Raw genomic sequence first — 25,465 nt, forward strand, 5'->3', positions numbered from 1 at the left:
GGCGGACAGGCCCTGATCGCCGTGCAGGCGCCGGCTTCGACCATGGTCGGGGCCGGGGGCGCGGGCGATTCGGCTAGGCTGTCGCGATGGCGTTCGATGCATTCGCTCTCATCCTGACCATGCTCGGCCTGGGCATGGCGTTTTCGCGCCTGCGCGCGCTGCCGGACAACACCGCCGATGTGCTCAACCGCATCGTGCTGTACGTGTGCCTGCCGGCGGCGGTGCTGATGTATGTCCCGCGGCTGCATCTGGATATCAGCCTGATCGGGCTGGTAGCCACGCCGTGGCTGCTGATGCTGTGCACGCTTGCGCTGGTGAGCCTGGCCACGCGCATCTTCGGCTTTGCCCGCGATGTGCATGCGGTGCTGCTGATCTGCGTGGCGCTGGCGAACTCCAGCTTCATCGGCTACCCGATGGTGCGCGCGCTGCTCGGCGATCACGCGCTGCCGTATGCGGTGGTCTACGACCAGTTCGGCACCTTCGTGCTGCTGTCCACCTTTGGTCTGTATGTGATCGCGCGCTACAGCGGCGACACCCCGCCCACCGCTGCGCAGATCCTGCTGCGGATCGCCAGGTTCCCGCCGTTGTGGGCGCTGCTGTTCGCCCTGACCCTGATGCCGGAGCAGCCGCCCACCTGGATCGGCACCGGGCTGAAGCAGCTGGCCGATGCGATGCTGCCGCTGGTGATGTTGGCGGTCGGCTTCTCCCTCCAGCTGCGGTTGCCGCTGGATGAGCTCAAGCCGCTGGGCATCGGATTGTTGCTGAAACTGGTGGTGATGCCGGCGCTGGCGCTGCCGATCGCCTGGGCGTTCGGGCTGCAGGGCACGATGCTGCAGACCAATGTGCTCGAATCGGCGATGCCGACCATGATCACCGCGGCGGCACTGGCGATCGCGCATCGCCTGGCGCCGCGCCTGGCCGCCGCGCTGGTCGGTTACGGCATCCTGCTGTCATTGGCGACGCTGCCGGCCTGGGTGTGGGTGCTGCAGCGCGGGGCCGTTCTTCACGGGCAGCCCTGATCCGGCAGCCGACCAACGGCCGGCGCTACGCGTCCGCGCTGACCGTGCGCCCGCGTGCCCACTCGCGCAGTGCGGTGACCTGCTCGGCCATCAGCACCGACAACGGCCGGCTGCCACGGATCTCCTGCATCAGCAGCTCGGTATCGAGCACGCGTGATTCGGCATGCGCGGCGTACAGCCCCGAGACCACCGCCTGCTCGATCTCGGCACCGGAGAAGCCGTCTGCCGCGGCCGCCAGCGCCGGCAGCGCGAAGTCGTCGGCATTGAGCTGGCGCTTGCCCAGGTGCAGGCGCAGCAGTTCCACCCGGGTGTTGGCATCGGGCAGATCGACGAAGAAGATCTCGTCGAAGCGGCCCTTGCGCAGCAGCTCGGCCGGCAGCTCATGCACCTGGTTGGCGGTGGCGACGATGAACACCGTGCTCTTGCGCTCGGCCAGCCAGGTCAGCAGGTGGCCGAGCACGCGGCGCGAGACGCCGCCATCTTCGCCGCCGCTGGCCAGGCCTTTCTCGATCTCATCGATCCACAGCACGCACGGTGCCAGCTGTTCGGCCGAGGCCAGCGCATCGCGCAGGTTCTTCTCGGTCTCGCCGTGGTACTTGTCGTACAGGCTGCCGAAGTCCAGCCGCAGCAGCGGCACGCCAAACCCGGCGGCGGTCGCCTTGGCCAGCATCGATTTGCCGCAGCCCTGCACGCCCAGCAGCAGCATGCCCTTGGGCGGGTCCAGGCCGGCCGGGCCTGCGCCGCCGAGGAAGACGGGGCGGCGCTGGTTGACCCAGCGTTTGAGCCGGTTGGCACCGGCCACGTCGGCAAAGCGGGTGGTGTCGTATTCGTAGTGCAGGTGACCGGCGCGGTTGAGCAGCTCGAACTTGAGCCGGGCCAACTGCGGCAGGTCGTCCTGGCTGAGCGCGCCATCGGCGAAGATCAGCTGGCGGGCGATCCGCCGCGCATCGACCAGGCTCAGCCCACGCAGGTTGTGCAGGATCTTCTGGACCGCCTCGTTGTCCACCTCCACGCGCCGCCCGCCGTTCTCGCGGGCATAGGCTTCGGCTTCCTCGCGCAGCATCTTCAGCAGCGCATTGAGGTCGGGCAGGCGCGGGTTGAAGCGGGTGGCCAGCGCCTCCAGTTCGGCCGGCAGCTCCACCTTGGCCCCGATCAGGACCAGCACGTGCGCCTCGCAGTGTCGCCGCTGGATCAGATCGCGCAGGGCGCGCTGGTGGCTGGCATAGCCCAGATAGGGATGGAAATCGAGCAGCAGGTAGATGCCGCGCTGTTCGGCCTGGCGGATCATCTGCAGGGCGGCACTGGCATCGGGCGGGCCGACCGGGTCGTCCTCGCGGTCCATGTCGATCCGGCGCAGGCCTTCGGTGATCGACCAGCGGTGCAGGGCGCGCCAGACATGCATCAGGGTCTGCCGGAACAGCTCGACCACCCGGCCTTCATCCTGGGTCTCGATGATGATCAGCGGGGTGTTGGCGCGGATCAGCGCGCTCAGGTCCTGTAGTTCGCTCATGCCGGCGGTCAGTCCATTGGAGCCATGCACGATAGCAAAGCCGTGGCCGTCGGTTCTGGTTCAGCGCTGCGACTATCTCCGTCACAGGCGCCGGTGTAGGCTGCGGGAACGTTCCCCGGAAGCGAGGCTTGCATGAAGACGATCCTGGTGGCCGGTTCCAAGGGCGGGGTGGGCAAGACCACCGTCGCCACCCACCTGGCGGCGCATTCGGCATTGGAAGGCAAGCGGACCGTCCTGGCCGATGCCGATCCACAGGGCTCCAGCACGCGCTGGGCACAACGCCGTTCGGTCCTGGAAAGCGCCGTGCTGCCGATCGACGTGTACCGCAAAAAGAGCTGGGAACGACTGGTTCCCGATGGCACCGACGAGGTCATCATCGATGCGCCGGCCGGTGCGATGGCCGACGATATTCCGCATTTCCTTGACGTTGCCGATGCGGTGGTGGTCCCCGTGCTGCCCTCCGCGCTGGATATCGAGGCCATCGTCGGCTTCCTCAACAGCCTGTCGCGCGTGCCCCGCGTCCACAACCGCAGCCTGCCGGTCGGGTTGGTGCTCAACCGCACCAAACCCTGGACGCAGACCTCGCAACAGGCGATACAGATGTTGGCCGATTGGCCTTACGAGGTGGTCGCGCAGTTGCGCGACAGCCAGAGCTATGTGGTGATGGTCGGGCTGGGCCGGAGTCTGTTCGACTACCGCTCGGCCCAGGTGCGCGAGCACCAGAGTGACTGGGAGCCGCTGTTGAAGTGGCTGAAGAAAGCCTGACACGAGAGATCCCATGCGAGAACTGATACTGCTGCGTCACGCCCATGCCGAAGCCGCCAGCACCGGCCAGGCCGATCTGGACCGCCCGCTGTCGCCGGTCGGTCTGGCCGAAGCCGAGGCCGCCGGCCGCTGGCTCAAGGAAAACAACCTGCTGCCGGACTGCGTGCTGTGCTCGCCGTCACGGCGGACCCGCGAAACCCTGGAAGCGGTGCTGGGCATCACCGGCTTCGTCGAAAAGCGCCTGGAGGATGCCGTCTACGAGGCCACTCCGGGCACCCTGATGGGGTTGATCGATGCACGCCGGGAGGTCGACCGCCTGCTGGTGGTCGGCCACAACCCCGGCCTGGAACAACTGGTGGCCCTGATGAGCGAGGGCACCAGCAGCGATTACCGCGGCATGCCGCCGGGCGGGATCGCGGTGCTGGCCTTCGACCGTGAGGCTGCCATCGAGCCGGGTGTTGCCAGCCTGACCGCCTTCTGGTGGCCGTAACCCGTGGGGGCAGTCCGCGCGGCGTGGGTCGGGCTGCTGTTGATGGCAGGGGCGGCGCATGCCGCCCCGCCGTCGTCCGTTCCCGCCGCCTCCAGTCATGCCCTTGCCTTCGATACGGCCACCTCGCGCTTCGGGTTTGAGATCCGGACGCGGTTGGGGCAACGCATCGAGGGCCTGTTCCCGCGCTTTGAAGGCAACATCGAGGTGCTCTCCGACGGTCGCCACCAGGTGCACCTGCGGATGTTCACCCGCTATGTGGAGATTCCCGGCAAGGCCCGCTACACCGGCTGGATGCGGGGTGAGGAGTTCTTCGACTCGGCCCGTTACCCGGTGGTCGAGTTCGACTCGCTGCCCTACTGGCCGGAGGTGGTGGAGAAAGGCGGCAGCATCGAGGGCCGTCTGATCCTGCGCGGGGTCAGCCACCCGGAGACGCTGCGGGTCGAGCCGCCGGCGTGTGCCCGGGCCGGGTATGATTGCGACGTGGTCAGCCGCGGTACCGTCCAGCGTGGCCGGTATGGAATGGACAGCTGGCAGCTAGCCCTGAGTGATCGAGTGACCTTTGTACTGCGTGCGCGTCTGAGCGAGGCGCCGAAACCGTGAACCCATTGCTGCGTCTGTTGGTGCTGGCAACGCTGTTGCTGGGCAGCGGCTGTGCCTCGCTGTCCAACGCCGAGCGCGAGCGCGCGGCCGGCATCGCCGTGCAGGCGCGCTCGACCGTGGTCGACTGCGACCAGCCGGACCGCTGCGCGCTGGATTCGCCGCTGCGCGCCCTGGGTGGCCGCGCGTTCGCTGAATCCCACGCCGGCCAACCGCGCCACTACGCCACCATCCTCGATGAAGGGGAAGTCTCCCTCGTCGCGCGCTTGAACCTGATCCGCAGCGCCACCCGCAGCATCGACCTGCAGACCTATATCTTCGACAAGGACGACAGCGCCCGGCTGGTGCTGGACGAACTGCAGGCCGCCGCCCGCCGCGGGGTCAAGGTGCGCGTGCTGATCGACCAGCTCTCGGCGATCTCCGACCTGGAGATCCTGGGCGCCCTGTCCGGCAGCCATGCCAATTTCGAACTGCGGGTCTACAACCCGACCTTCGGCAAGGCACGCCTGAACTACTTCGATTACGCCGCCAGCGTGCTCTGCTGTTTCCGCCGTTTCAACCAGCGCATGCACAACAAGCTGCTGGTGGTGGACGATGCGCTTGGCGTGGTCGGCGGGCGCAATTACCAGGACGACTATTACGACTGGGACAGCGAGTACAACTTCCGCGACCGCGATGTGATCGTGGCCGGGCCGGAAGTGCGTGAGATGGCCGCCAACTTCGATGCATTCTGGCGGGCACCGCGCAGCGTGCCGGCCGAACGCCTCAACGATGTCGGCCGTACGCTGCTGCGCCAGGGCGTGCCGGTCATGCCGCCAGCCGACTTCCGGCGGCCCGAGCGGGTCGAGCGGGTCAGTGAAGAAGCCGACGATCCGGACTACGTGCGCCGCACCTTCGTGGACACCGCCCTGCCGGTGGCCTCGGTGCAGTACGTCGCCGACCTGCCGCGCAAGCACCGCCGCGAGCGCGCCAGCCAGCCAGCCAACGGCCAGCACGTGACCGAGCCGCAGCTGGATGCGTTGATCGCCAGCGCGCAGAACGAAGTGCTGCTGCAGACCCCTTACCTGGTGTTGTCCAAGCCGGCGCAGCGGCTGTTCCGCGACCTGCGCAAGCGCGAGCACGCACCGCGCGTGGTGGTCTCGAGCAACAGCCTGGCCGCCACCGACAACCCGATCGTCTACGCGCTGTCCTACAAGTACAAACGCCGCAACCTGCGTGAGCTCGGCTTCAACATCTACGAATTCAAGCCGTTCCCGCTCGATGCACCGGTCGACTACCGCAACCTGCTGCCGGCCCCGCTGGGTACCGAGGCGCCGCCGTCGCAGTGCAAGCGCAGCAGTCTGCTCGGCGGCAGTGCGGCCGGCAGCAATGCGCGCGGCAGCGGCAATGCAGACGCCCGCCGCGGCCGTGTTGCCGGCAGCGATGTGGACAGTGGCCGCGATGCCCAGGCCACGCGCCAACCCACGCCGGGGCCGGCCGCGCGCCGGCGGACCGATGGCAGCGTGGTCGAGCGGCGCGTGCTGCGCGCTGAAACCCGGCCCTCGTTCCTGGGCACCAAGGCGGTCAACAAGCCGCTGCCGGTCACCCGCAAGGGCGCGCGCATGGGCCTGCACGCCAAGTCGATGGTGGTGGACCGCCGCATCGGCGTGATCGGTACGCACAACTTCGACCCGCGCAGCGAGAACTACAACACCGAAGGTGCGGTGATCATCGATGACCCGGTGTTCGCCGAGGCGCTGGCGCAGAGCATCCTGCGCGACATCCACCCGCAGAACTCCTGGGTGGTGGCGCCGCGTGCCAAACCGCCGGTACTGTCCGGCCTGAACTACAGCGTCGGCAAGGCCTCCGAGGCGCTGCCGGTGCTCGATTTCTGGCCATGGCGCTACGCCACCGATTACGAATTCCAGCCCGGGCCCGAGTGCCCGGAGCCGCTCAAGCGGCAGGACCCGGCCTTCCACACCTGCTATGTCGCCGTCGGGGATTTCCCCGAGGTGAACGTCGGGCCGAAGTGGCTGCTGGTGCGCATGCTCACCGCCTTCGGCGCCGGGCTGGTTCCGATTCTGTAAGTCTGCAACCCCACGGAGAAGCTGCATGTCCCAGGTATTCCGCGACGCGGTGTCGATCGAGGCGCTTAATACGCTCAGCCGCAACACGCTCATCGAGCACCTGGGCATCACGTTCACCGCCGCGGGCGAGGACTGGATCAGCGCGACCATGCCGGTCGACGAACGCACCCGCCAGCCGTACGGCATCCTGCATGGCGGCGCGTCGGTGGTGCTGGCCGAAACCCTCGGCAGCAGCGCTGGCAACCTGTGCGTGGATACCACCGCGCAGGTCTGCGTGGGGCTGGAGGTCAATGCCAACCATATCCGCGCCGTGCGCGCCGGCGCGGTCACCGGCACCGCGCGTGCGGTGCACGTCGGGCGCAGCACCCAGGTGTGGGACATCCGCATCGAAGATGAGGCCGGCAAGCTGGTCTGCACCTCGCGGCTGACCCTGGCGGTGGTGCCCGCCGTGCGCCCGGGCTGATCGCGCACATGGCACGGATGCTGTGTTGCGTGGCCCGCGCCAGTGCGCCGGCGCGGGCCGGGACGGCCGTTGTGCCGTCGATGGCCGCAGGCTTGACCGCTTGCGGCGGCTGGCTTGCGCACGTCATCGATTTGTCCGGATTCCGCTGGCAGAGCCTGCGGCGCTCGGGTATCGTTCGCGGATGAATTCCCCCACTCCGGCCTCACGTGGCGGCGTGGCGCGTGTGTGCCGTTACCTGTACCGCGTACCGCTGCTGCTGGTCCACCTGTTGCTGTTCCTGCCGATGCTGCTGATCGCCATGCTGCCGCCGTGGGGGCGCGTGCGCGTGGGCGAGCGCACCTTCGAGCATGCGGCGGTCAACGCGTGGTCGGCCGGCCTGATGTGGATCTTCGGCTTCCGCCTGCACCGGATCGGCACCCCGTTGCCGGGCGCGGTGCTGTTCGTGGCCAACCATGTCAGCTGGGTCGATATTTCCATGCTGCACAGCCAGCGCATGATGGGCTTTGTCGCCAAGCAGGAGATCGCCGGCTGGCCGGTAGTCGGTTGGCTGGCCGCGCGCGGGCAGACCATCTTCCACCAGCGTGGCAGCACCGAATCGCTGGGGGGCGTCATGCAGGAAATGGTCGTGCGCCTGCGCGAGGGCAAGGCGGTCGGTGTGTTCCCGGAAGGGCGCACCCGCGGCGGTCATGAGGTCGGCCCGTTCCATGCGCGCATCTTCCAGGCCGCAGTCGAGACCCAGGTCCCGATCCAGCCGGTCGCGTTGCGCTACGGCTGGCGCGGTGACGCACAGACCATTGTCGCGTTCGGCCCGAAAGAGAGCTTCTTCGCCAATTTCCTGCGTCTGTTGGGGGAGCCGGCACGGCGGGCCGAGGTGCACTTCCTCGCGCCCATTGATACCCATGATCTGGAAGGCCGTCGCCGCATCGCGGAAACCTCGCGCGCGCGCATCCTGGCGGCCATGTCCTCCGAGTAAGCGGTGGTGTCCCTTCACACGCCAGCGTCGCGGCCGGGAGCAGGCTCGCGCCCATGTTGACCGCTGCCGACTATCACCCCCCGCGTTGGCTGCGCAATCCGCACCTGCAGTCGATGCTCAGCTCCAGCCGGATGCGGATGCAGCGGGGCCTGGCGCTGCTTGCGGCCACCGGCGCGCACACCGACGAACTGATCCTCGATGGCGGCGAAGGCGTCCGCCTGCAGGGCTGGCACAGCTATATCCAGGGACGCCAACCGGTCGGCATGGCGCTGCTGCTGCATGGCTGGGAAGGCAGTGCCGAATCCAGCTACATGCGCATGACCGCCGCGCGGCTGCTGGAGGAGGGTTACGACGTGGTGCGGCTGAACTTCCGCGACCACGGCAACACCCACCATCTCAATCCCGGCATCTTCCACTCCAACCGCATCGATGAAGTGGTGCAGGCGGCCGGCGACATCGCCTGCCGCTGGCCCGAGCTGCCGCTGGTCGCCGCCGGCTACTCGCTGGGTGGCAACTTCGTGTTGCGCCTGGCCCTGCGTGCGCCCTCGGCCGGGGTGCCGCTGCGCCGCGTGGCCTCGGTATGCCCGGTGCTGGACCCGGCGATCACGATGGAGAGCATCGAGAACGGCCCGGCGATGTATGACTGGTACTTCCGGCGCAAGTGGGCCGGTTCGCTGCGCCGCAAGCGCGATCTGTTCCCCGAGCTGAGCGACTGGGACGACCGTGTGCTCAAGCTGGACATCCGCGCGCTGACCGCCTGGCTGGTCGAGCACCACACCGAGTTCGGCTCGCTGCAGGCCTACTTCGATGGGTATTCCATCGCCGGCGACCGCCTGGCCGGGCTGCAGGTGCCGGCCGACATCCTGATGGCCCAGGACGATCCGGTGATCCCGTTCGCCACCTTCAACGGCTGGCGGCTGCCGGCCCATGCCCATCTGGAAATCGCCCCGTGGGGCGGCCACTGCGGCTTCCTGGAGAACTGGCGCGGCGATGGCTTCTCCGAGCGCTGGGTCGCCCAGCGGCTGCGGATCGAGGCGAATACGCCGGCCTGACAGGCCGTTCTGGCCGGCCGGCCCCGCTACAATCGGGGTTTGCCCTCGAGTTCGGACCGTCATGCAAGACCAGATTCTCCAAGCCCTGCGCCGCAATGCGGTGGACGATGCCGTGCAGCTGGCGCGCGAGTGGATCGCGGCCGAGCCGGAGCAGCCGCAGGCGCACCGCTGGCTGTCGCTGTCGCTGCAGCAGCAGGGCCAGTTCGATGACGCGTTGACCAGCCTGCAGCAGGCGCTGACGCTCGCCCCGGATAACGCCGACCTGCACCTCCAGCAGGCCGGCCTGCTGCTGGCCCTGCGCCAGTTCGATGCGGCCGGTTCGGCGCTGGACCGTACCGCCGAGCTCAATCCCAACGCACTGTCCGCCTACGTGATGCAGGCGCATCTGGCGCTGGCCCGCAATGATGTGGATGAAGCGGATCGGCTGACCCGCATGGCCTCGCGCGTGGATGAAGACCATCCGGAACTCGCCGCGCTGACGGGCATGGTCGCGCTGCGCCGGGGCGAGGTGGATCGCGCGCTGGCCCTGCTGTCAGCCGCCAGCGAAGCCCTGCCGGGCGATTCGCGGGTGCTGTATGCGCTCGGCTTTGCCTACATGGGCAAGGACATGCTGGCCTTTGCCGAGCAGTCCTTCCGCCGCGTGCTGGAATTGAACCCGAGCGTTACCTCGCTGCAGGGCCTGATCGTGCAGCTGGCGCTGCGCCAGGGCCACGTGGATGTGGCCGCCGAAATGATGCGCCAGGTGCTGGCGACCCCGGCCGGCGACAGCCCGGCCATGCGCCGCCTGGCCGGTGAGCTGGAGCTGCAGGCCGGGCAACCCCTGCAGGCGCTCGAGCACCTGCTGCCGGTGCTGGCACAGTGGCCGGCCGATCGCCACACGCTGCAGCTGCTGCTGATGGCCTGGCAGCGCCTGGGCCGCGAGCAGCAGGCCCGCGAAACGCTGGATGCGACGCTGGCCGACCATCCTCAGATCCACGACCTGTGGATGGCGCGCCTCACCGTCGAGCCCGTGGGGGGCCCGGACGCGGTCGCCGTCGGCGAGCGCTGGCTGCAGGCCATGCCCGAGCATCTGCCGGCGCTGGAGACGCGCCTGCGCCTGCACGACATGAACAACGAAGACGACGCGGCCGAAGCCGTGGCCGAGCGCCTCGTCACCCTGGAGCCGGGCCGCACCAGTGGCGAAATGCGCCTGGTCGAAGGCCTGCTCAAGCGCGACCCGGCCGCCGCGATCGCCCGCGTGCAGGCCCTGCACGATGGCGCGCCGGAGGAGGCCAGGTCCTCCCTGCGTGCCTGGCTGGGCTCGGTCCAGGACCGTGCCGGCCAGTACCACGATGCCCTGCGCACTTGGGTCGAGCTGCATGCCGCCGAAGCACCGCAGCGCCTGCCGCTGCCGCCGCAGGCCAAGGCGCCGCTGAGCTGGCCGGAGCTGGCGCCGGTCGCCGAAGACAACGCGATCGCGCCGATCTTCGTCTGGGGTGCCCCGGGCTCGGGCGTGGAGCGCGTGGTCGCCGCGATGGCCGCGGCCAGCCCGGTGATCCGCGGTGATCGCTTCGGACCGAACCCGCCCAACGATGCCTTCCAGAGCTATCACACCCTGCAGGATCTCTCGACCGGCAAGCTGACGCCGGAGGCGTTGGTCGCCCAGTGGCGCGAGCAGCTGCCGGCACGCGGGCTCAAGGACGGCGCGGTGATCGACTGGCTGCTGTGGTGGGACAACGCGCTGCTCTGGGCATTGCGCCCGCAGCTGCCGGAGGGCCGCCTGATCATCGCCCTGCGCGATCCGCGCGACATGTTGCTGGAGTGGATCGCCTTCGGTGCCCCGGCCCCGTTCGCGGTGAACTCGGTGCATGAAGCGGCCGAGTGGCTGGCGCGCTCGCTGGCCCAGGTCGCGACCCTGCACGAGCAGGATCTGTACCCGAACGCTCTGGTGCGCATGGACGATATCGGGCATGACGCGCAGGCCATGGCCCAGCATCTGGGCAATCTGTTCGGCATGCGTTTCCCGCCGGCGCCCACGCTTGGCCCGGCCCGCATGGCGCCGGGCCATTGGCGCGACTACCGCGATGACATGGGCCCGGCCTTCGCCCTGCTGACCTCGGTCGCGGTGCGCCTGGGCTACCCGGAAGAGTGAGGAGACCTGTATGCAGCTGAGCAGTGAGAACATCACCAACGGTCAGCCGATTGCCGCCACGTTCGCGGCCGGCAATGCCAAGGGCTTCGCGCCCAACCGTAATCCGCAGCTGGCTTGGCACGATGTGCCGGCCGGCACCCGGTCGTTCGCGCTGCTGTGCATCGACCCGGATGTGCCGACCGTGCCGGAGACGGTCGGCCGCGAAGATTGCACGGTGCCACGCGATCAGCCGCGTGCGCACTTCGTGCACTGGGCGATGGCCGATATTCCGGCCGACGTGCGCGAGCTGGCGGCCGGCAGCTGCAGCGATGGCTTCACCGTGCGCGGCAAGACCCAGCCGGCCGGCCCGGCGGGCAGCCGCCAGGGCCTGAACGATTTCACCGGCTGGTTCGCGGGCAATCCGGACATGGCCGGCCAGTACCTGGGCTATGACGGCCCGTACCCGCCGTTCAACGACGAGCGCGTGCACCGCTATTTCTTCCGCGTGTTCGCGCTGGACGTGGCGCAGCTGGAGCTGCCCACGCCGTTCACCGCCGCGGATGTGTTGCATGCGATGCACGGGCACGTGCTGGCCGAAGCCTCGCTGCATGGCACCTACACGTTGAATCCGGCGCTGGCGTGAGGTGAGGCCGACCGTTGGTCGGCGCGCGCCCGGCAGGTACCGACCGTTGGTCGGCATGCTGCCTTGGTAGGTACCGACCGTTGGTCGGTACTGCGCTGTCGGGAGCCGGCCAGCGGCCGGCACTACAGAATGAAGAAGGGCGGCCCGTGGCCGCCCTTCTGCTTTCTTATTTCTTCTCGTTCGCGGATTCGACCACCATGTCCAGCACGTAGGCGTTGGACGAGGCATCGGCCGGCGGGTTGGCGATTTTGTAGCGCTTCACGCGCACCACGTTGCGCACGCCGTCTTCGTGGGTGTAGCCCTCGATGACGTCGTAGAAGTTCTGCCACTCACCCGGCTCGCCCTGCTTGACGCCGTTGGCGTCGTAGCGGATCTCACGGGTCTGCAGGCACTGCTTGTCGCGGATCAGCGGGTGCGGGCACGGCTTGGTCTGCGCGGCCACTTCCAGGAACACCGTCTCGCCTTCGCCGCCGTAGCGGGTTTCCGCAGTCGGCTCCGGGGTGAACACCAGCACATCGCCCTTGGCGGTACGCAGGGTCAGCTGGCCGGCATCGCCCAGCTCGGTCTTGAGCGCGCCTTCCAGGCGGCTGCCGACGGCCTGGTCCAGCGCCATCAGGTTCTTGTCGGTGCAGGCCATCATGGTGGAGGCCATCGGCGAGATCGTCAGCGAACCATCGGCCAGCGTGTAGCCGCCGCCCATGCGGTTGCAGGTGTTGCTGATCGCGATGCGGTCATCCTTGAAATCCAGCGTGACCGGCTTGTCGGCGCGGGCGAACAGCGCATCGATGCGCTTGCCGCTGGCATCGGTGGCCGAGTCCAGGCGCCAGTGGCTGCCCTGCAGGCGCTGCACGTCCAGGCGGGCGACCGCGGCCTGGTCGGCGGCGGCGGTCGGCGCGGGGGCGAGGTCATCGCGGCCGGCCGGGGCGGTGGAGGGGTTGCTGCAGGCGGCCATCAGGGCCAGCGGCAGCATCAGCATCAGGGTGCGTTTCATGTACATCTCCTTGGGAACCTGGGGAAAAACGCCGGCACAGCCCCAACGGGGTCATGCCGGCGCCGGGCCGTTCAGTTGCCAGCCGGCAACCAGAGCAGCAAGGCCGCGCCCAGGGCGATGCGGTAGACCGCGAACGCCGTGAACCTGTGCGACTTGATGTAGCCCAGCAACCACTTCACTACGACGAAGCCGGTGACGACCGCGGCAAGGAAGGCCACGCCCACGTCCGTCCAGTTCTCGCTGGCAAGCTTGCCGTCCTTGGCCAGTTCCAGGAAGGCATAGCCGCTGGCGGCGAACATGGTCGGGATGCCGACCAGGAACACGAACTCGGTGGCCTTCGCGCGGCGGCTCAGGCCGAACAGCATCGCGATGAAGATCGCTGCCGCCGAACGCGAGGTACCCGGGAACACGCCGGCCACCACCTGCGCCACGCCGACCAGGATGGCGACCTTCCAGGTCACCTCATCGCGCTCGGGCAGCCGCGCGGTGTAGGCCTCCACCAGGATCATCCACAGGCCGCCGATGATCAGCGCCCAGGCCACCGGGGTGACCGTCTCGGGCAGTTCCCAGCCGGCCAGGCGCACCGGCAGGCCGACCACGGCGGTGACCAGGAAGGCGGTGCCGAGCTTGAGCACGTAATCGCGGTTGGCGCGCTCGTGCAGGCCGGTTGCCAGGGTCCACAGGCGCTGCCGGAACACCAGCGTGATCGCCAGGATCGCGCCGGCCTGGATGATGATGTTGAAGAAGTCCGAGCGTGCGCCCAGCCAGTGCTGGGCGATCAGCAGGTGGCCGGTGCTGGAGATCGGCAGGAATTCGGTAATGCCTTCAAGAATGCCCAGAAGGAGGGCGGAGAGCAGGTCGGACATCGGCGGTACTGGGGCTCGCGGAGGGGTGGAATCGGGCAGCGGCGACAGCCGGGAGCTGTGGCCAACGTCGCCTGTCGACGGCCCGTGGGCGTAAAGCATAGAGCATCCCGCATCGCACCAAAGGTGTGCGTGGTGCAGCCTTTGCACTGCTTTGGTGCGTTCGCGCCTGCACCGCGTTGCTCGCCACCCCAGTGAAATCAAGGGTTTGTGAAGTCTGAAAAGTTGGCACGGGGATTGCTCTATCTACCCAGGCAATCACCCATCTGAGGTTTCACCGATGTCCGTGGAAAATGTTGAGAAGCTGATCAAGGACAACCAGATCGAGTTCGTCGACCTGCGTTTCGTCGATATGCGTGGTATCGAGCAGCACGTCACCTTCCCGGTCAGCATCGTGGAGCCGTCGCTGTTTGAAGAAGGCAAGATGTTCGATGGCAGCTCGATCGCCGGCTGGAAGGGCATCAACGAGTCGGACATGGTCCTGCTGCCGGACCCGTCCAGCGCCTACATCGACCCGTTCTACGCCGACCCGACCCTGGTCATCAGCTGCGACATCCTCGATCCGGCCACCATGCAGCCGTACGGCCGCTGCCCGCGCGGCATCGCCAAGCGCGCCGAGGCTTACCTGAAGTCCTCCGGCATCGCCGAGCAGGCCTTCTTCGGCCCGGAGCCGGAATTCTTCATCTTCGATTCGGTCCGCTTCGCCAACGACATGGGCCACACCTTCTTCAAGATCGATTCCGAAGAAGCGGCCTGGAGCACCGGTGACAAGTACGACGGCGCCAACAGCGGCTACCGTCCGGCCGTGAAGGGCGGCTACTTCCCGGTCCCGCCGACCGATTCGCTGCACGACCTGCGTGCGGAAATGTGCAAGACGCTGGAACAGGTCGGCATCGAAGTGGAAGTGCAGCATCACGAAGTGGCCACCGCGGGCCAGTGCGAGATCGGCACCAAGTTCAGCACCCTGGTGCAGAAGGCCGACGAACTGCTGCGCATGAAGCACGTCATCAAGAACGTCGCCCACCGCAACGGCAAGACCGCCACCTTCATGCCCAAGCCGCTGGTCGGCGACAACGGCAGCGGCATGCACGTGCACCAGTCGCTCTCCAAGGGCGGCACCAACCTGTTCTCCGGTGACGGCTACGGCGGCCTGAGCCAGCTGGCGCTGTGGTACATCGGCGGCATCTTCAAGCACGCCAAGGCGATCAACGCCTTCGCCAACTCCGGCACCAACAGCTACAAGCGCCTGGTGCCGGGCTTCGAAGCGCCGGTGATGCTGGCCTACTCGGCCCGCAACCGCTCCGCCTCGTGCCGCATTCCGTGGGTGTCCAACCCGAAGGCACGCCGCATCGAAATGCGCTTCCCCGATCCGATCCAGTCCGGCTACCTGACCTTCACCGTGCTGATGATGGCCGGCCTGGACGGCATCAAGAACCAGATCGACCCGGGTGCACCGAGCGACAAGGATCTGTACGACCTGCCGCCGGAAGAAGAGAAGCTGATCCCGCAGGTCTGTTCCTCGCTGGACCAGGCCCTGGAAGCGCTGGACAAGGACCGCGAGTTCCTCAAGGCCGGTGGCGTGATGAGCGATGACTTCATCGACGGCTACATCGCACTGAAGATGCAGGAAGTCACCAAGTTCCGCGCGGCGACCCACCCGCTCGAGTACCAGATGTACTACGCGAACTGAGCAACAGGTGACGATGACGAAGGATTTCCCTCCCACCCTTCGTCATCGTCGCCGCCTTTCCGGCTGGGGAGCCGGCAAGGCACATCGTAGAGCGGACCGTTGGTCCGCTGCACCACCAGGGGCAAGAGAGACCGGACGCGTGTCATGGGCCCTTCCTCCCTCCCGCGTCACCGCTGGCGTCGCCCTTCGGGCGTCGGCAACGGCGTGGCTCATGCAACGTTCGGCGCAACGACCGGCGGCCATGTGCAAGTGGCCGCCGGTTGACCTGACATCGGCCCCACGCGGGCCGGTTCCATCCACCATCGGGATATGCGCATGAAACTGATCTCCGCCATCATCCGGCCGTTCAAGCTCGACGAGGTCCGCGAGGCCCTCTCCGACGCGGGCGTGTCGGGCATCACCGTGACCGAAGTCAAAGGCTTCGGGCGCCAGAAGGGCCACACCGAGTTGTATCGCGGCGCGGAGTACGTCGTGGATTTCCTGCCGAAGATCAAGATCGAAACCGTCGTGACCGACGATCGCCTGGACGCCGTGGTCGAGGCCATCCAGACCGCGGCCGGCACCGGCAAGATCGGCGACGGCAAGATCTTTGTCACCGCGGTCGAACAGGTCGTCCGCATCCGCACCGGCGAAATCGGCGCTGACGCGCTCTAACCCCACTCGGAGCCCACAATGAAGACCTCTTTGTTCACCGGGTGGCAAGCCCGGTTCCATGCCGTGTGCCTGATGATGCTGCTCAGCGCGCTGGCCGTTGGTGCCTTCTCCAGCAGCGCGCACGCCCAGGCCCAGGTCACCCCGGTGCCGTCGGAGACGGTCGCTGTCGAGCCGCTGCCGGCCACGCCGGAGGCCACCGCGGCCCCGGTCGCCGAAGCCGCCGCTGCGGCCACCTTCGACCACGGCGATGTCGCCTGGATGCTCACCTCCACCCTGCTGGTGCTGCTGATGGTGGTGCCGGGCCTGGCGCTGTTCTACGGCGGCCTGGTGCGCTCCAAGAACGTGCTCTCCATCCTCAGCCAGATCCTGGTGGTGTTCTCGCTGGTGCTGATGCTGTGGGTGGCCTATGGCTACAGTGCGGTGTTCAGCGAAGGCAACGCGTTCTTTGGCTCGTTCACCCAGTTCGCCTTCCTCAAGGGCTTCGGTCCGGATACCGTCGGCAACACGCCGATCGCCGGCCTGCCGGACTACCTGTTCGTCGCCTTCCAGTCGACCTTCGCCGGCATCACCACCGCGCTGATCGTCGGTGCGTTCGCCGAGCGCATCAAGTTCAAGGCCGTGCTGCTGTTCTCGGCCCTGTGGTTCACCCTGAGCTATATCCCGATGGCGCACATCGTGTGGGGCGGCGGCTATCTCGGTGAGATGGGCGCGATCGATTTCGCCGGTGGCACCGTGGTCCATATCAATGCCGGCGTGGCCGGCCTGGTGGGCGCGTACTTCGTCGGCAAGCGCATCGGCTACGGCCAGACCGCATTGAAGCCGCACAACGTGCCGTTCACCTACATCGGCGCGATGCTGCTGTGGGTGGGCTGGTTCGGCTTCAATGCCGGCTCGGCCGCCGCCGCCGACACCGTCGCCTCGCTGGCCTTCATCAACACCATCCTCGCCACCGCTGCCGCCGTGCTGGGCTGGACCCTGGTCGAAGCGGTCAGCAAGGGCAAGCCGTCCGCGCTGGGTGCTGCCTCCGGCGCCGTTGCCGGCCTGGTCGGCATCACCCCGGCCTGCGGCACGGTCGGCCCGCTGGGCGCGATCGTGATCGGCCTGGTCGCCGGCGTGGTCTGCGTGTGGGGCGTCACCGGTCTCAAGCGCCTGCTCAAGGTCGATGACACCGCCGATGTGTTCGGCGTGCACGGCATCGGCGGCATCGTCGGGGCACTGCTCACCGGTGTGTTCAGCGCGCAATCGCTGGGCGGCACCAAGGCCGACCTGGATATCGGTCATCAGGTCTGGGTGCAGCTGGTCAGCGTCGGCTTCACCATCGTCTGGTGTGCCGTGGCCACCGTGCTGATCCTGCTGGTGGTGCGCATGGTGTTCGGCCTGCGCGTCACCGAAGAAGCCGAGCGCACCGGCTTGGATGTCACCTCGCACGGCGAGTCGGCCTACGAGGCCTGAGCCGCGCGATACCGCATTAGAAACGAGAGAGAGATGCTTCACCTTTGCCGGCGGCCTTCGGGTCGCCGGTTTTTTTGTGGGCGCCTGCTGGCCATTACCGTGCTTTGGCAGCTGATCGTGCAATCACGCACAATGCAGGCATGCACGTGACCCGTACTTTCCTCGCACTGCTCGCCCTTCTGCTGCTCGCCGCCTGCGCCAGCACCGAGGTCCGCAGCCCGCTCGCCACCTGGGTGCCGTCGCCGAACCACAACGCGCGCGCGCCGGTCGTGATCGTCCTGCACCACACCGATCAGCATTCCGTGCGGGAGAGCCTGGACACGCTGCGTAGCGCCAACAGCGGCGGCAAGGTCAGCTCGCACTATCTGGTGGGCGCCGATGGCCACATTTACCAGCTGGTGGGCGATGACCGCCGCGCCTGGCATGCCGGTCCCGGGCGCTGGGGCACCATCACTGATCTCAACTCGGCCTCGATCGGCATCGAGATCGACAACGATGGCGACACGCCGTTCGCATCGGCACAGATCGCGGCCTTGATCCGCCTGCTGGATGACCTGTGCACGCGCCTGCGCATCCCGCGCAGCCAGATCATCGCGCATGCCGATCTGGCCCCGTCGCGCAAGCAGGATCCCAGCCGTTTCTTCCCGTGGCAGCAGCTGGCCGAAGCCGGTTTCGGCGTATGGCCGCGCGCAGCCGATGGCCCGGCACCGGCCGGCTTTGATGCCTGGATGGCTCTGCAGGCCTTCGGTTACCCGATGGACGACCGGGCGGCCGCCGTCGGCGCTTTCCATCGCCGCTTCCGCGGGCGCGACGATCTCCCCGCAGATCTCGATGCCGAAGACGCCCGCATCCTGTACTCGCTGCTGTTGCAACAGGAACGCCGCCCATGAAATTTACGCCCGTCGTCTCCGCACTCAAGCACGCCGCGCTGATGGGTGTCGGGTTGGCGCTGTTGAGTGCCTGCGCGGTCGCGCCGCAGCGCCCGGCGTCACCAGCGCCTGCGCAAACCAGCACCTATGCGAAGGCAAACTGGAACGCATTGCCCGCCGTCGCAGACACCGATCTGCAAGCCGGCTTCGCGGCCTGGCGCAGCGCCTGCCCGCGCCTGAAGACGGAAGCCAACTGGGCACCCACCTGCGCAGCGGCGGCCAACGTTGCCAACAACCCATCGGCGATTCGACAGTTCCTGCAGGCGAATCTGGATGTCTACGCATTGCGTGCCGCCAACAGCCGGGCCGATGGCCTGATCACCGGCTATTACGAGCCCATCTATGCCGGCAGCCTCACGCGTACCGCCAAGGCATCGGTGCCGGTATACGGCGTGCCCGAGGACATGGTCAGCGTCCAGCTCGACAGCCTCTACCCCGAGCTCAAGGGCAAGCGCTTGCGCGGCCGTGTCGAAGGGCGCGTGCTCAAGCCGTATGACGATGCCGCGCGGATCGCCGCGAACGGCGTCAAAGCACCGGTGCTGGCCTGGCTCACCAGCCCGATGGACCTGCAGTTCCTGCAGATCCAGGGATCGGGCCGCGTCCAGCTGGCCGATGGCCGTCAGCTGCGGATCGCCTACGCCGACCAGAACGGCCATCCCTATCGCCCGATCGGCCGCTGGCTGGTGGAGCAGGGCGAGCTGAAGCAGGCCGACGTGAGCATGGCCGCCATCCGCGCCTGGGCCGATACCCATCCCACGCGCGTGCCCGAGCTGCTGGCCAGCAACCCCAGCTATGTATTCTTCACCCTCGGCCCGGACAGCGATGAAGGGCCGCGCGGCTCGTTGAACGTGCCGCTCACCGCCGGCTACAGCGTCGCAGTGGATCGCAACGTCGTGCCGCTGGGCAGCCTGCTGTGGCTGTCCACCACGCGCCCGGACGGCACCGCCCTGGTGCGCCCGGTCGCCGCGCAGGATACCGGCGGTGCCATCACCGGCGAGGTCCGCGCAGATATCTTCTGGGGCACCGGCGATGCGGCCGGCGAGCTGGCCGGGCACATGAAGCAGAAGGGCACGATCTGGATGCTGTGGCCGAAGGGTGTGGCATTGCCGAAAGCACCGGTCGCGTCGAAATGACGACGCGCGGATCTTGTGGAGGCGGGTACACGTTCGTCTGTTGCAGCGTCCGGGAGGGTTCATGAAGGTCAAACGCATCATCGCCAACATCGCCGCGTCCGATCCGTCCGCTGCTGACAGTTTCTATCGGGACATCCTCGGCCTGGAGCTGGTCATGGATCACGGCTGGATCCGCACCTATGCGGGATCCGCGGATATGACTGTCCAAGTGAGTGTGGCGTCCGAAGGCGGCTCCGGTACCGTCGTGCCTGATCTCTCCATCGAGGTCGACGATCTGAACGAAGTGCTTCGACGGGTGCACGCGGCCAACCTCCCCATCGCCTATGGCCCAGCCAGCGAACCGTGGGACGTGCGTCGGTTCTACCTCCGCGATCCGTTGGGCCGGCTGGTCAACATCCTGCAGCATGCGTGAGTGGGCGGATGACCAAAGTGCGTGCTCGCCGAGACGTCATAGATGGTGTGAGCCGGGGGCTCCGGTCCATGCATTGCCAGTCGTTGAACAGCAAAGAGCGTGTACTCAAGGCACACATACGCTGCGGCTCAGCAGGACCAGAACCAAGGCGATAAGCAGGCCAGTGGCCTTGGTGCTCTGCGCTGTCAGCTTGGAAGACGGCCGCGTGTTGGAGCTAAGACATACGCATGCGCGTCCTCTCCCGTGCGGGGACACTTAAGCCAGTTGGCCGCCTTGGTGCGCGACTTAAGGCTTGCCGGGCCGCCTTCCTGGTGGCAACCGAGGCATAAGCGCGACTGCATCCAGCAGCTCTGTATCAGAAAGACGACTGAGCTGTGCGATCGCCGCACGCAGGATCTCGCTGCGATTGCTATTTCTTCCACCCATGGCAATCCGCCGCCGAGTCTCCTCCACAGTCTGTAGGTCCTCATCGGTGAGGCAAAAGCTGATCTTCGACAGTACGTTCACCATACAATAATATCTTATATATGGTATTATTTATTCGCAAATGAACTTTGTCTCAACTGAGCACGAGACGAAGTGATTCGCTGCCTAAGAAATAGGTGCCTGGGCCACGTAGACAGCTCGAAGGCGTTGAGCCAATATCACTTCAAGCACGGTGAGCACATGTCACGAGCAGATCTACTCGTCAGCCTAGTCAAGGCAGGAAGCGAAGGTGACCAGCGATTGCTCCGCAGCACGGTCGAGGCAATGGCCGCAGAGGAGCGCGCAAAGAGCCACCATCAATTGGCCGATCGCCTAGTGAAGAACTTGGGCGAAGCGCGCGCGCGCGCGCCTACGCCCGAGGTGGTGCGCTCCTACGATGGCGGTCACGGCGGATTGCTATATGAAATCGAGCCTCGCCGTACTCTGTCGGAGATGTTCATCGATCCGATGGTGCGCGGCGCATGCGAAGAGATCATTGAAGAGCACCACAGACGTGATCTTTTGAGGTCGTACGGCTTGGAGCCGCGGCACCGCATCCTGCTGTCAGGCGCGCCAGGCAATGGAAAGACGTCTTTGGCAGAGGCGCTGGCCACCGAGCTGATGGTCCCACTGTTCGTGGTGCGCTATGAAGCAGTTATCGGCAGCTTCTTAGGGGAGACCAGTGGTCGTCTGAAGAAGCTCTTCGACTTCGCTAGAACCCACCAATGCGTACTGTTTTTTGATGAGTTCGACACTCTAGGTAAAGAACGTGGCGATACGCATGAAACTGGCGAGATTAAGCGCGTGGTGAGCTCGCTGCTCCTGCAGATCGATGCATTGCCTAGCCATGTTGTCGTCGTGACTGCCACTAATCATGCTGAGCTGCTCGACCGTGCAGTTTGGCGCAGGTTCCAGCTCCGACTTGAGCTTGAACCGCCGACTGCGGCGCAGAAGGAAGCCTGGTTCATTAAGCTCCAACAGCGCCTAGATGCACCGCTGGGTGTCTCTCCGAAGACCTTGGCAGCCAAGCTGCATGCCACCAGCTTTTCGGATCTGGAGCAGTTCTGCGAAGACGTCCATCGCCGCTTCATCTTGGCAATGCCAGAGCCAAACCTGAAGAAAATTGTGACCGAACGCTTGAATCAGTGGCATGCTCGCTACCAAGTCAACAGGATGACGTGAGCGCTCAATGGCTAATGAGGAATTTCCGCTTCTCCTTTTCCCGAAACGGGCGAATATCGAAGATAGGAATGACGGGGCGGGTGGGGCCCCAAAGCCCATTCAGCTTCCAACACCTCAGCGCCAAGGGGAGCGACTTACCCCAAAGTTCACTGAACTGTTTGAGACACTAGAAGCGCATCGGTTGACCATCTCTGAGAACGCGCCAGAACAGGATCCAGAGTTTGTCCTAGTACTGGAGACGGTTGGATCTCACGAAAAGTTCTTCAAGGCCGTCCAGAAGCTGCAGGCCGAATGGCTGTTCGAATTCGCTGACGAGTTCGTGCAAGACGAAGATTTTCATCGTCTGGAGGCCGGAGCCGAAGCCGACGAGCCTCTGAATGGACGCATGTACCTAGTAGGCACCAACCAGCGAGCTTTAGCTGAGTTGCTTTCCCTTTGGCAGCGCTTTCAGGCTGATCCACGCGCAAAGTTTGACCGGGGCTTGGCGCCGCTGAAAGAAGTCTTCGTCCATCTGCATGACATCAGACGATGGGGTGTCGAGGATCGCATCGATGCGGACATGCGATTGTACTGGCAAGATGAAGTCGAAAGTGGTCGTGCGACAACTCGCTTTGAGTTGGAGGCCTGGTACTTCGGGTCCCCGGCAAAGAACATTGCAGTTGTGCGCGACCTACTTACCTTCATTAGAGCGTCCGGCGGTCAGGTCCTTCAAAGGGCGCTAATTCCTGAGATCGCCTACCACGGCTTTCTCGTCGAGCTACCTACACCTGTTGTATCTTCAATTCTGAAAGGCGATTACCCATCGTTCGTCCTCTCCGATCGCGTCATGTTCTTCCGGCCACGAGCTCAAAGCGTCAACCCAGGCTCTGAAGTAGGGCCAGTCCAGCAATTGGTTGGGGCGCAAGGGGAAGTCCTAGGCGATCCGGTCGTTGCTTTGTTTGACGGACTGCCGCTCGCCAACCACGCCGTACTGCAGCGTCGCCTACTGATCGACGACCCAGACAACTGGGCGCTCGAATATCCAGCCAAGGATCGCGTGCATGGGACCGCCATGGCCTCGCTAATCCTCCATGGCGATTTGAATAATCGCGCGCCGCCTGCCAATCGTCCGCTTTACGTAAGACCTATCATGCGCCCTGACCCGAACGACGGGCGGGCCCGGCGGGCGGAGTGCACGCCGGATAATCAGCTGCTGATCGACCTAGTTCACCGTGCTGTACGGCGCCTGTTCGAGCAAGACGGTCAAGAGCCTCCGGTTGGACCTTCAATCAAGGTCATCAACCTTTCGGTAGGCAACGAGCACCGCATCTTTACCGGAGAAATTTCTCCCTGGGCCAGGCTGATCGACTGGCTGTCCTTCAAGTACAACGTGCTCTTTGTAATTAGCGCCGGCAACCAGTCAGAAGATCTTGAACTTCAAGTTAGGCGTGACACGCTCAGCAACCTTTCTGAGGATCATAAGCAGGCAGCTGCAACAAGAGCGTTGCTACAGACCTCAGTCCGGCGCAGGCTTATGTCGCCGAGCGAATCGATCAACGCAATCACGGTGGGAGCGCATCATAGTGACGGGGCCCCCGGCCCAGCTCATCCCAACCTTCATGATCTCTTTGCCCGAGGAGGGTTGAGCCCAGTCTCACGCATTGGCATGGGGATGGGGCGCTCCATCAAGCCCGACATCTTGATGCCCGGCGGCCGGATCGTTTTCAAAGAGCATGTCCTATCCAAGCCAGAGAGCACGACCGTGCAGATGGCACCCACCGGGTTGGCACCTGGACATTTGGTGGCTCGCCCATCCGCGGCCGGCGGACCTGTCGGTGATACCGAATATTCTCGCGGGACCAGTAACGCAACAGCATTGGCCAGTGGCATGGCGGCAAGAGCATTTGAGGTTATCGAAGCCTTGCGTGCAAGCGGTGCGGCCATCCCCAAAACGCACGATGCTGCGTTGATCAAGGCATTGCTTGTCCATGGAGCTCAGTGGGGTTCGCTATCGAAAACCGTGCTCGATCATGGCCCGAGCTTTGCTCACATCACTCCGCTCAACTCGCGACACATGCGGGAGAAGGACTTCATTTCAAGCTGGCTCGGCTACGGTCCAGTCGACGAAGAGCGAGCGCTCAGGTGCGCGAGCAATCGCGCCACACTGATCGGCGTGGGGGAGGTCAAGAAAGACAGGGCAGTATCATTCACCGCCCCCATGCCGCCAGGGCTTGGACGCGTCGTGACAATGCGTCGAATGACCGTGACCTTGGCCTGGATGTCGCCCACAAAATCTTCGCTGCAGCGCTATCGTCAGGCCAAGCTGTGGATACAGCCACCCGAGGATTTCGGCACCAGCCGCATCAACACACCCTTCCACATGACTGTCAAGCGCGGCACCGTTCAACACGAGGTCTGGGAGGGCGAACGCAAAGCGCTGCCCATCGTTGATGGGCAGATGTTCGAGTGCAAGGTGAATTGTATGGAAGATGCCCCCGGTCTAACCGACGAGATCAAATTCGCCCTATGTGTCACCTTGGAAGTTGGCATTGAATCCGGAATCGACATCTATCAAGAAATCCGTGATCGAATACGCCCCGCTGTTCCGGTGCTAGTCTAGTGCTGTTAGCAAAAACGCGAGCCTTGGTGCAGGCGTCAGTATGCGCGCCGCCTACAAGCTGCAGGCAAGCTTTTTTGACGAGCGTCTTGCCGAACTCCTCAAGCGTCCTTGTCGTTCACACCCCAGTCCTTCGGCCGTTCCACCCGAACGGGTGCAGCGCTTCGAATATCAGCGCCGCTTGCTTCGGCCACTGTGGCACATCGCTGCGAGGCCTGCCGCAGCTCGGCCAGCGTCGAGTGCTAAGTGCCACATGCTAGAGACTGGCTTGAGGCGACTCACATCAGGTACCTGTCCAGGAGAAAAGCAGAACAGAGGAGAGGGGATATGCTAGTGGTAGTTAGGCATGCGCAAAGCATGGCTAATGCGGGATTTGTAACCGCCGATCCGGAATCCATTGCCCTTACTGCCGCAGGGGAGGAGCAGGCTCGCGCATTGGCAATGACCTGGTCGGCTGCGCCTGACCGAATCTTTACCTCACCATTCCTCCGGGCGAGGCAGACCTCACAACCACTCGCCGAACGCTTCAAGATGGTCGTTGCGCCCCTGGGGGTCCACGAGTTCACTTACCTGTCGCCTGAGCGGTGCGTGGGCACCTCGGCAGCAGACCGCAGGCAGTGGGTAGAGGACTACTGGTCCCGTTGCGATCCAAACTATGTGGATGGACCTGGTGCCGAGTCATTTGCCCAGCTAGTTGCCCGCGCTGCGCGAGCGCTGCGCATTCTTAAATCCTACTCCGCGCATGAGCAGGTGGTCGTGTTTAGCCACGGCCAATTGATGCAGGCGATGCGCTGGATTTGCGGGAGCAAGGCTCCCTCCGTGGTGAACGCTGCAGCGATGGGCGCATTTCGAAAGCTGGATTTGGATCAGCCTATAGCCCATTGCCAGAGGGTATCTTTCGAATAGAAGGCGATCGCGGATACTGCCAACCTCCCGGCCCCGCTCCCCGGCCGCAGATCTTTGGCCTGGTCGGATCAGAAGACTACCCGTTACGCGCGAACAGCAAAGGCCGTTGATGAGGGCCGCACTTTTGGTATCGGTAGGAGATGATTGGGCTCACAGGCTCTGGGATGTGAACGCCACGCCTTTCAGCAGCCCGCCTCATCAAGTAGGAGGGCTCGTGGACGTTGTTCCGGATCTGATCCCAGATCACGTCGTCATTCACGTGAATTGGAAAGCTCGTGTCCGGCAGCAGGCGAAGAAGTTGCTTCGTCTGTGTGATCAACTCATGAGCGAATGGACGCACTCTGGGATCTCTGCATGCTCCAGATAGCGCTCGTATCATGTGGCTTGCCGCATACCACTGGCGATCAGCCAACCGCTGCAAGTGGAACAGCCGATACGTGCACGTCAGCATGAGAAAGCCATAGATGTCACCTCGTTGGTAAAGGCCATCCAGGTCATATGCCA

Annotated in this window: 22 protein-coding genes and 1 pseudogene; 20 read left to right on the top strand and 3 right to left on the bottom strand. The window is 65.4% G+C overall.

What is annotated here, in order from left to right:
* Positions 1 to 86 precede the first annotated feature (86 nt).
* A complete protein-coding gene (locus ACTT2I_RS18570) occupies positions 87 to 1,019 on the top strand; it encodes an AEC family transporter (RefSeq protein ID WP_088434848.1) in 933 nt (310 codons plus the stop codon).
* 25 nt (positions 1,020 to 1,044) lie between these two features.
* Here ACTT2I_RS18570 and ACTT2I_RS18575 read toward each other — a convergent pair whose 3' ends face one another.
* Positions 1,045 to 2,529 carry an AAA family ATPase gene (locus ACTT2I_RS18575; RefSeq protein ID WP_088434847.1) on the bottom strand — a complete coding sequence of 495 codons (1,485 nt, stop codon included), beginning with the start codon at positions 2,527 to 2,529 and terminating at the stop codon, positions 1,045 to 1,047.
* Between the two features lie 132 nt (positions 2,530 to 2,661).
* Here ACTT2I_RS18575 and ACTT2I_RS18580 point away from each other — a divergent pair, with 132 nt between their 5' ends.
* The 9 genes from ACTT2I_RS18580 to ACTT2I_RS18620 all read left to right on the top strand — a co-directional run bounded on the left by ACTT2I_RS18580 (position 2,662) and on the right by ACTT2I_RS18620 (position 11,688).
* A complete protein-coding gene (locus ACTT2I_RS18580) occupies positions 2,662 to 3,294 on the top strand; it encodes a ParA family protein (RefSeq protein WP_293984935.1) in 633 nt (210 codons plus the stop codon).
* 13 nt (positions 3,295 to 3,307) lie between these two features.
* Positions 3,308 to 3,784, top strand: a complete 477-nt coding sequence (locus ACTT2I_RS18585) for a SixA phosphatase family protein (protein ID WP_088434845.1) — start codon at positions 3,308 to 3,310, stop codon at positions 3,782 to 3,784.
* 42 nt (positions 3,785 to 3,826) lie between these two features.
* The gene (locus ACTT2I_RS18590) at positions 3,827 to 4,384 is read left to right on the top strand and encodes a YceI family protein (RefSeq protein WP_253247777.1); all 558 of its coding nucleotides are present in this window, start codon (positions 3,827 to 3,829) and stop codon (positions 4,382 to 4,384) included.
* The gene (locus ACTT2I_RS18595) at positions 4,381 to 6,447 is read left to right on the top strand and encodes a phospholipase D family protein (protein ID WP_443096741.1); all 2,067 of its coding nucleotides are present in this window, start codon (positions 4,381 to 4,383) and stop codon (positions 6,445 to 6,447) included. Before ACTT2I_RS18590 ends, ACTT2I_RS18595 begins: the two co-directional genes overlap by 4 nt.
* A gap of 25 nt (positions 6,448 to 6,472) precedes the next feature.
* On the top strand, positions 6,473 to 6,910 hold the full coding sequence (locus ACTT2I_RS18600) for a hotdog fold thioesterase (RefSeq protein WP_421100069.1): 438 nt from the start codon (positions 6,473 to 6,475) through the stop codon (positions 6,908 to 6,910).
* Positions 6,911 to 7,091: 181 nt separating this feature from the next.
* On the top strand, positions 7,092 to 7,883 hold the full coding sequence (locus ACTT2I_RS18605; protein WP_088434841.1) for a lysophospholipid acyltransferase family protein: 792 nt from the start codon (positions 7,092 to 7,094) through the stop codon (positions 7,881 to 7,883).
* Between the two features lie 56 nt (positions 7,884 to 7,939).
* Positions 7,940 to 8,935 (top strand): YheT family hydrolase, encoded by a 996-nt coding sequence (locus tag ACTT2I_RS18610; RefSeq protein ID WP_421100163.1) that lies wholly within the window; start codon positions 7,940 to 7,942, stop codon positions 8,933 to 8,935.
* A gap of 61 nt (positions 8,936 to 8,996) precedes the next feature.
* Positions 8,997 to 11,066 carry a tetratricopeptide repeat protein gene (locus tag ACTT2I_RS18615; protein WP_421100070.1) on the top strand — a complete coding sequence of 690 codons (2,070 nt, stop codon included), beginning with the start codon at positions 8,997 to 8,999 and terminating at the stop codon, positions 11,064 to 11,066.
* 10 nt (positions 11,067 to 11,076) lie between these two features.
* The gene (locus ACTT2I_RS18620) at positions 11,077 to 11,688 is read left to right on the top strand and encodes a YbhB/YbcL family Raf kinase inhibitor-like protein (protein ID WP_421100071.1); all 612 of its coding nucleotides are present in this window, start codon (positions 11,077 to 11,079) and stop codon (positions 11,686 to 11,688) included.
* 166 nt (positions 11,689 to 11,854) lie between these two features.
* On the opposite strand, the gene ACTT2I_RS18625 is transcribed toward ACTT2I_RS18620, so the two are convergent.
* A complete protein-coding gene (locus tag ACTT2I_RS18625) occupies positions 11,855 to 12,679 on the bottom strand; it encodes a DUF4377 domain-containing protein (protein ID WP_421100072.1) in 825 nt (274 codons plus the stop codon).
* 71 nt (positions 12,680 to 12,750) lie between these two features.
* A complete protein-coding gene (locus ACTT2I_RS18630; protein ID WP_088434836.1) occupies positions 12,751 to 13,545 on the bottom strand; it encodes an undecaprenyl-diphosphate phosphatase in 795 nt (264 codons plus the stop codon).
* 277 nt (positions 13,546 to 13,822) lie between these two features.
* Here ACTT2I_RS18630 and glnA point away from each other — a divergent pair, with 277 nt between their 5' ends.
* The 10 genes and pseudogenes from glnA (at position 13,823) to ACTT2I_RS18680 (ending at position 24,961) form a co-directional block, all read left to right on the top strand.
* On the top strand, positions 13,823 to 15,232 hold the full coding sequence (gene glnA / locus ACTT2I_RS18635; protein WP_019184908.1) for a type I glutamate--ammonia ligase: 1,410 nt from the start codon (positions 13,823 to 13,825) through the stop codon (positions 15,230 to 15,232).
* A 315-nt stretch (positions 15,233 to 15,547) separates the two neighbouring features.
* Positions 15,548 to 15,886, top strand: a complete 339-nt coding sequence (locus tag ACTT2I_RS18640; protein WP_088434834.1) for a P-II family nitrogen regulator — start codon at positions 15,548 to 15,550, stop codon at positions 15,884 to 15,886.
* Positions 15,887 to 15,904: 18 nt separating this feature from the next.
* Positions 15,905 to 17,338, top strand: a complete 1,434-nt coding sequence (locus ACTT2I_RS18645; RefSeq protein ID WP_293980964.1) for an ammonium transporter — start codon at positions 15,905 to 15,907, stop codon at positions 17,336 to 17,338.
* 140 nt (positions 17,339 to 17,478) lie between these two features.
* Entirely contained in the window at positions 17,479 to 18,228 is a 750-nt protein-coding gene (locus ACTT2I_RS18650; RefSeq protein WP_421100073.1) for an N-acetylmuramoyl-L-alanine amidase, read from the top strand.
* Positions 18,225 to 19,400 carry a murein transglycosylase A gene (mltA, locus tag ACTT2I_RS18655; protein WP_421100074.1) on the top strand — a complete coding sequence of 392 codons (1,176 nt, stop codon included), beginning with the start codon at positions 18,225 to 18,227 and terminating at the stop codon, positions 19,398 to 19,400. Before ACTT2I_RS18650 ends, mltA begins: the two co-directional genes overlap by 4 nt.
* 61 nt (positions 19,401 to 19,461) lie before the next feature.
* Positions 19,462 to 19,812 (top strand): VOC family protein, encoded by a 351-nt coding sequence (locus ACTT2I_RS18660; protein WP_421100075.1) that lies wholly within the window; start codon positions 19,462 to 19,464, stop codon positions 19,810 to 19,812.
* Positions 19,813 to 20,478: 666 nt separating this feature from the next.
* Entirely contained in the window at positions 20,479 to 21,459 is a 981-nt protein-coding gene (locus ACTT2I_RS18665) for an AAA family ATPase (protein WP_049441864.1), read from the top strand.
* A 181-nt stretch (positions 21,460 to 21,640) separates the two neighbouring features.
* On the top strand, positions 21,641 to 24,058 hold the full coding sequence (locus tag ACTT2I_RS18670) for a S8 family peptidase (protein ID WP_049441708.1): 2,418 nt from the start codon (positions 21,641 to 21,643) through the stop codon (positions 24,056 to 24,058).
* Between the two features lie 22 nt (positions 24,059 to 24,080).
* A pseudogene (locus ACTT2I_RS18675) lies at positions 24,081 to 24,389 on the top strand (leucine zipper domain-containing protein); the annotation flags it as partial.
* On the top strand, positions 24,383 to 24,961 hold the full coding sequence (locus tag ACTT2I_RS18680; RefSeq protein ID WP_049441709.1) for a histidine phosphatase family protein: 579 nt from the start codon (positions 24,383 to 24,385) through the stop codon (positions 24,959 to 24,961). The pseudogene ACTT2I_RS18675 and the gene ACTT2I_RS18680, both read left to right, overlap by 7 nt.
* Positions 24,962 to 25,465: the final 504 nt, after the last annotated feature.

Origin of the sequence: Stenotrophomonas sp. PUT21, from assembly GCF_052232875.1 — a bacterium.
Classification (GTDB): domain Bacteria; phylum Pseudomonadota; class Gammaproteobacteria; order Xanthomonadales; family Xanthomonadaceae; genus Stenotrophomonas; species Stenotrophomonas maltophilia_N.

What these genes read in the sequence shown, in the direction of transcription:
- ACTT2I_RS18630 (WP_088434836.1), bottom strand. Translation starts at nt 13,545, where the DNA reads ATGTCCGACCTGCTCTCCGCCCTCCTTCTGGGCATTCTTGAAGGCATT.
- ACTT2I_RS18615 (WP_421100070.1), top strand. Translation starts at nt 8,997, where the DNA reads ATGCAAGACCAGATTCTCCAAGCCCTGCGCCGCAATGCGGTGGACGAT.
- ACTT2I_RS18665 (WP_049441864.1), top strand. Translation starts at nt 20,479, where the DNA reads ATGTCACGAGCAGATCTACTCGTCAGCCTAGTCAAGGCAGGAAGCGAA.
- ACTT2I_RS18575 (WP_088434847.1), bottom strand. Translation starts at nt 2,529, where the DNA reads ATGAGCGAACTACAGGACCTGAGCGCGCTGATCCGCGCCAACACCCCG.
- ACTT2I_RS18570 (WP_088434848.1), top strand. Translation starts at nt 87, where the DNA reads ATGGCGTTCGATGCATTCGCTCTCATCCTGACCATGCTCGGCCTGGGC.
- ACTT2I_RS18590 (WP_253247777.1), top strand. Translation starts at nt 3,827, where the DNA reads ATGGCAGGGGCGGCGCATGCCGCCCCGCCGTCGTCCGTTCCCGCCGCC.
- ACTT2I_RS18680 (WP_049441709.1), top strand. Translation starts at nt 24,383, where the DNA reads ATGCTAGTGGTAGTTAGGCATGCGCAAAGCATGGCTAATGCGGGATTT.
- ACTT2I_RS18580 (WP_293984935.1), top strand. Translation starts at nt 2,662, where the DNA reads ATGAAGACGATCCTGGTGGCCGGTTCCAAGGGCGGGGTGGGCAAGACC.
- ACTT2I_RS18585 (WP_088434845.1), top strand. Translation starts at nt 3,308, where the DNA reads ATGCGAGAACTGATACTGCTGCGTCACGCCCATGCCGAAGCCGCCAGC.
- ACTT2I_RS18640 (WP_088434834.1), top strand. Translation starts at nt 15,548, where the DNA reads ATGAAACTGATCTCCGCCATCATCCGGCCGTTCAAGCTCGACGAGGTC.
- ACTT2I_RS18660 (WP_421100075.1), top strand. Translation starts at nt 19,462, where the DNA reads ATGAAGGTCAAACGCATCATCGCCAACATCGCCGCGTCCGATCCGTCC.
- ACTT2I_RS18620 (WP_421100071.1), top strand. Translation starts at nt 11,077, where the DNA reads ATGCAGCTGAGCAGTGAGAACATCACCAACGGTCAGCCGATTGCCGCC.
- ACTT2I_RS18605 (WP_088434841.1), top strand. Translation starts at nt 7,092, where the DNA reads ATGAATTCCCCCACTCCGGCCTCACGTGGCGGCGTGGCGCGTGTGTGC.
- glnA (WP_019184908.1), top strand. Translation starts at nt 13,823, where the DNA reads ATGTCCGTGGAAAATGTTGAGAAGCTGATCAAGGACAACCAGATCGAG.
- mltA (WP_421100074.1), top strand. Translation starts at nt 18,225, where the DNA reads ATGAAATTTACGCCCGTCGTCTCCGCACTCAAGCACGCCGCGCTGATG.
- ACTT2I_RS18645 (WP_293980964.1), top strand. Translation starts at nt 15,905, where the DNA reads ATGAAGACCTCTTTGTTCACCGGGTGGCAAGCCCGGTTCCATGCCGTG.
- ACTT2I_RS18625 (WP_421100072.1), bottom strand. Translation starts at nt 12,679, where the DNA reads ATGAAACGCACCCTGATGCTGATGCTGCCGCTGGCCCTGATGGCCGCC.
- ACTT2I_RS18600 (WP_421100069.1), top strand. Translation starts at nt 6,473, where the DNA reads ATGTCCCAGGTATTCCGCGACGCGGTGTCGATCGAGGCGCTTAATACG.
- ACTT2I_RS18650 (WP_421100073.1), top strand. Translation starts at nt 17,479, where the DNA reads ATGCACGTGACCCGTACTTTCCTCGCACTGCTCGCCCTTCTGCTGCTC.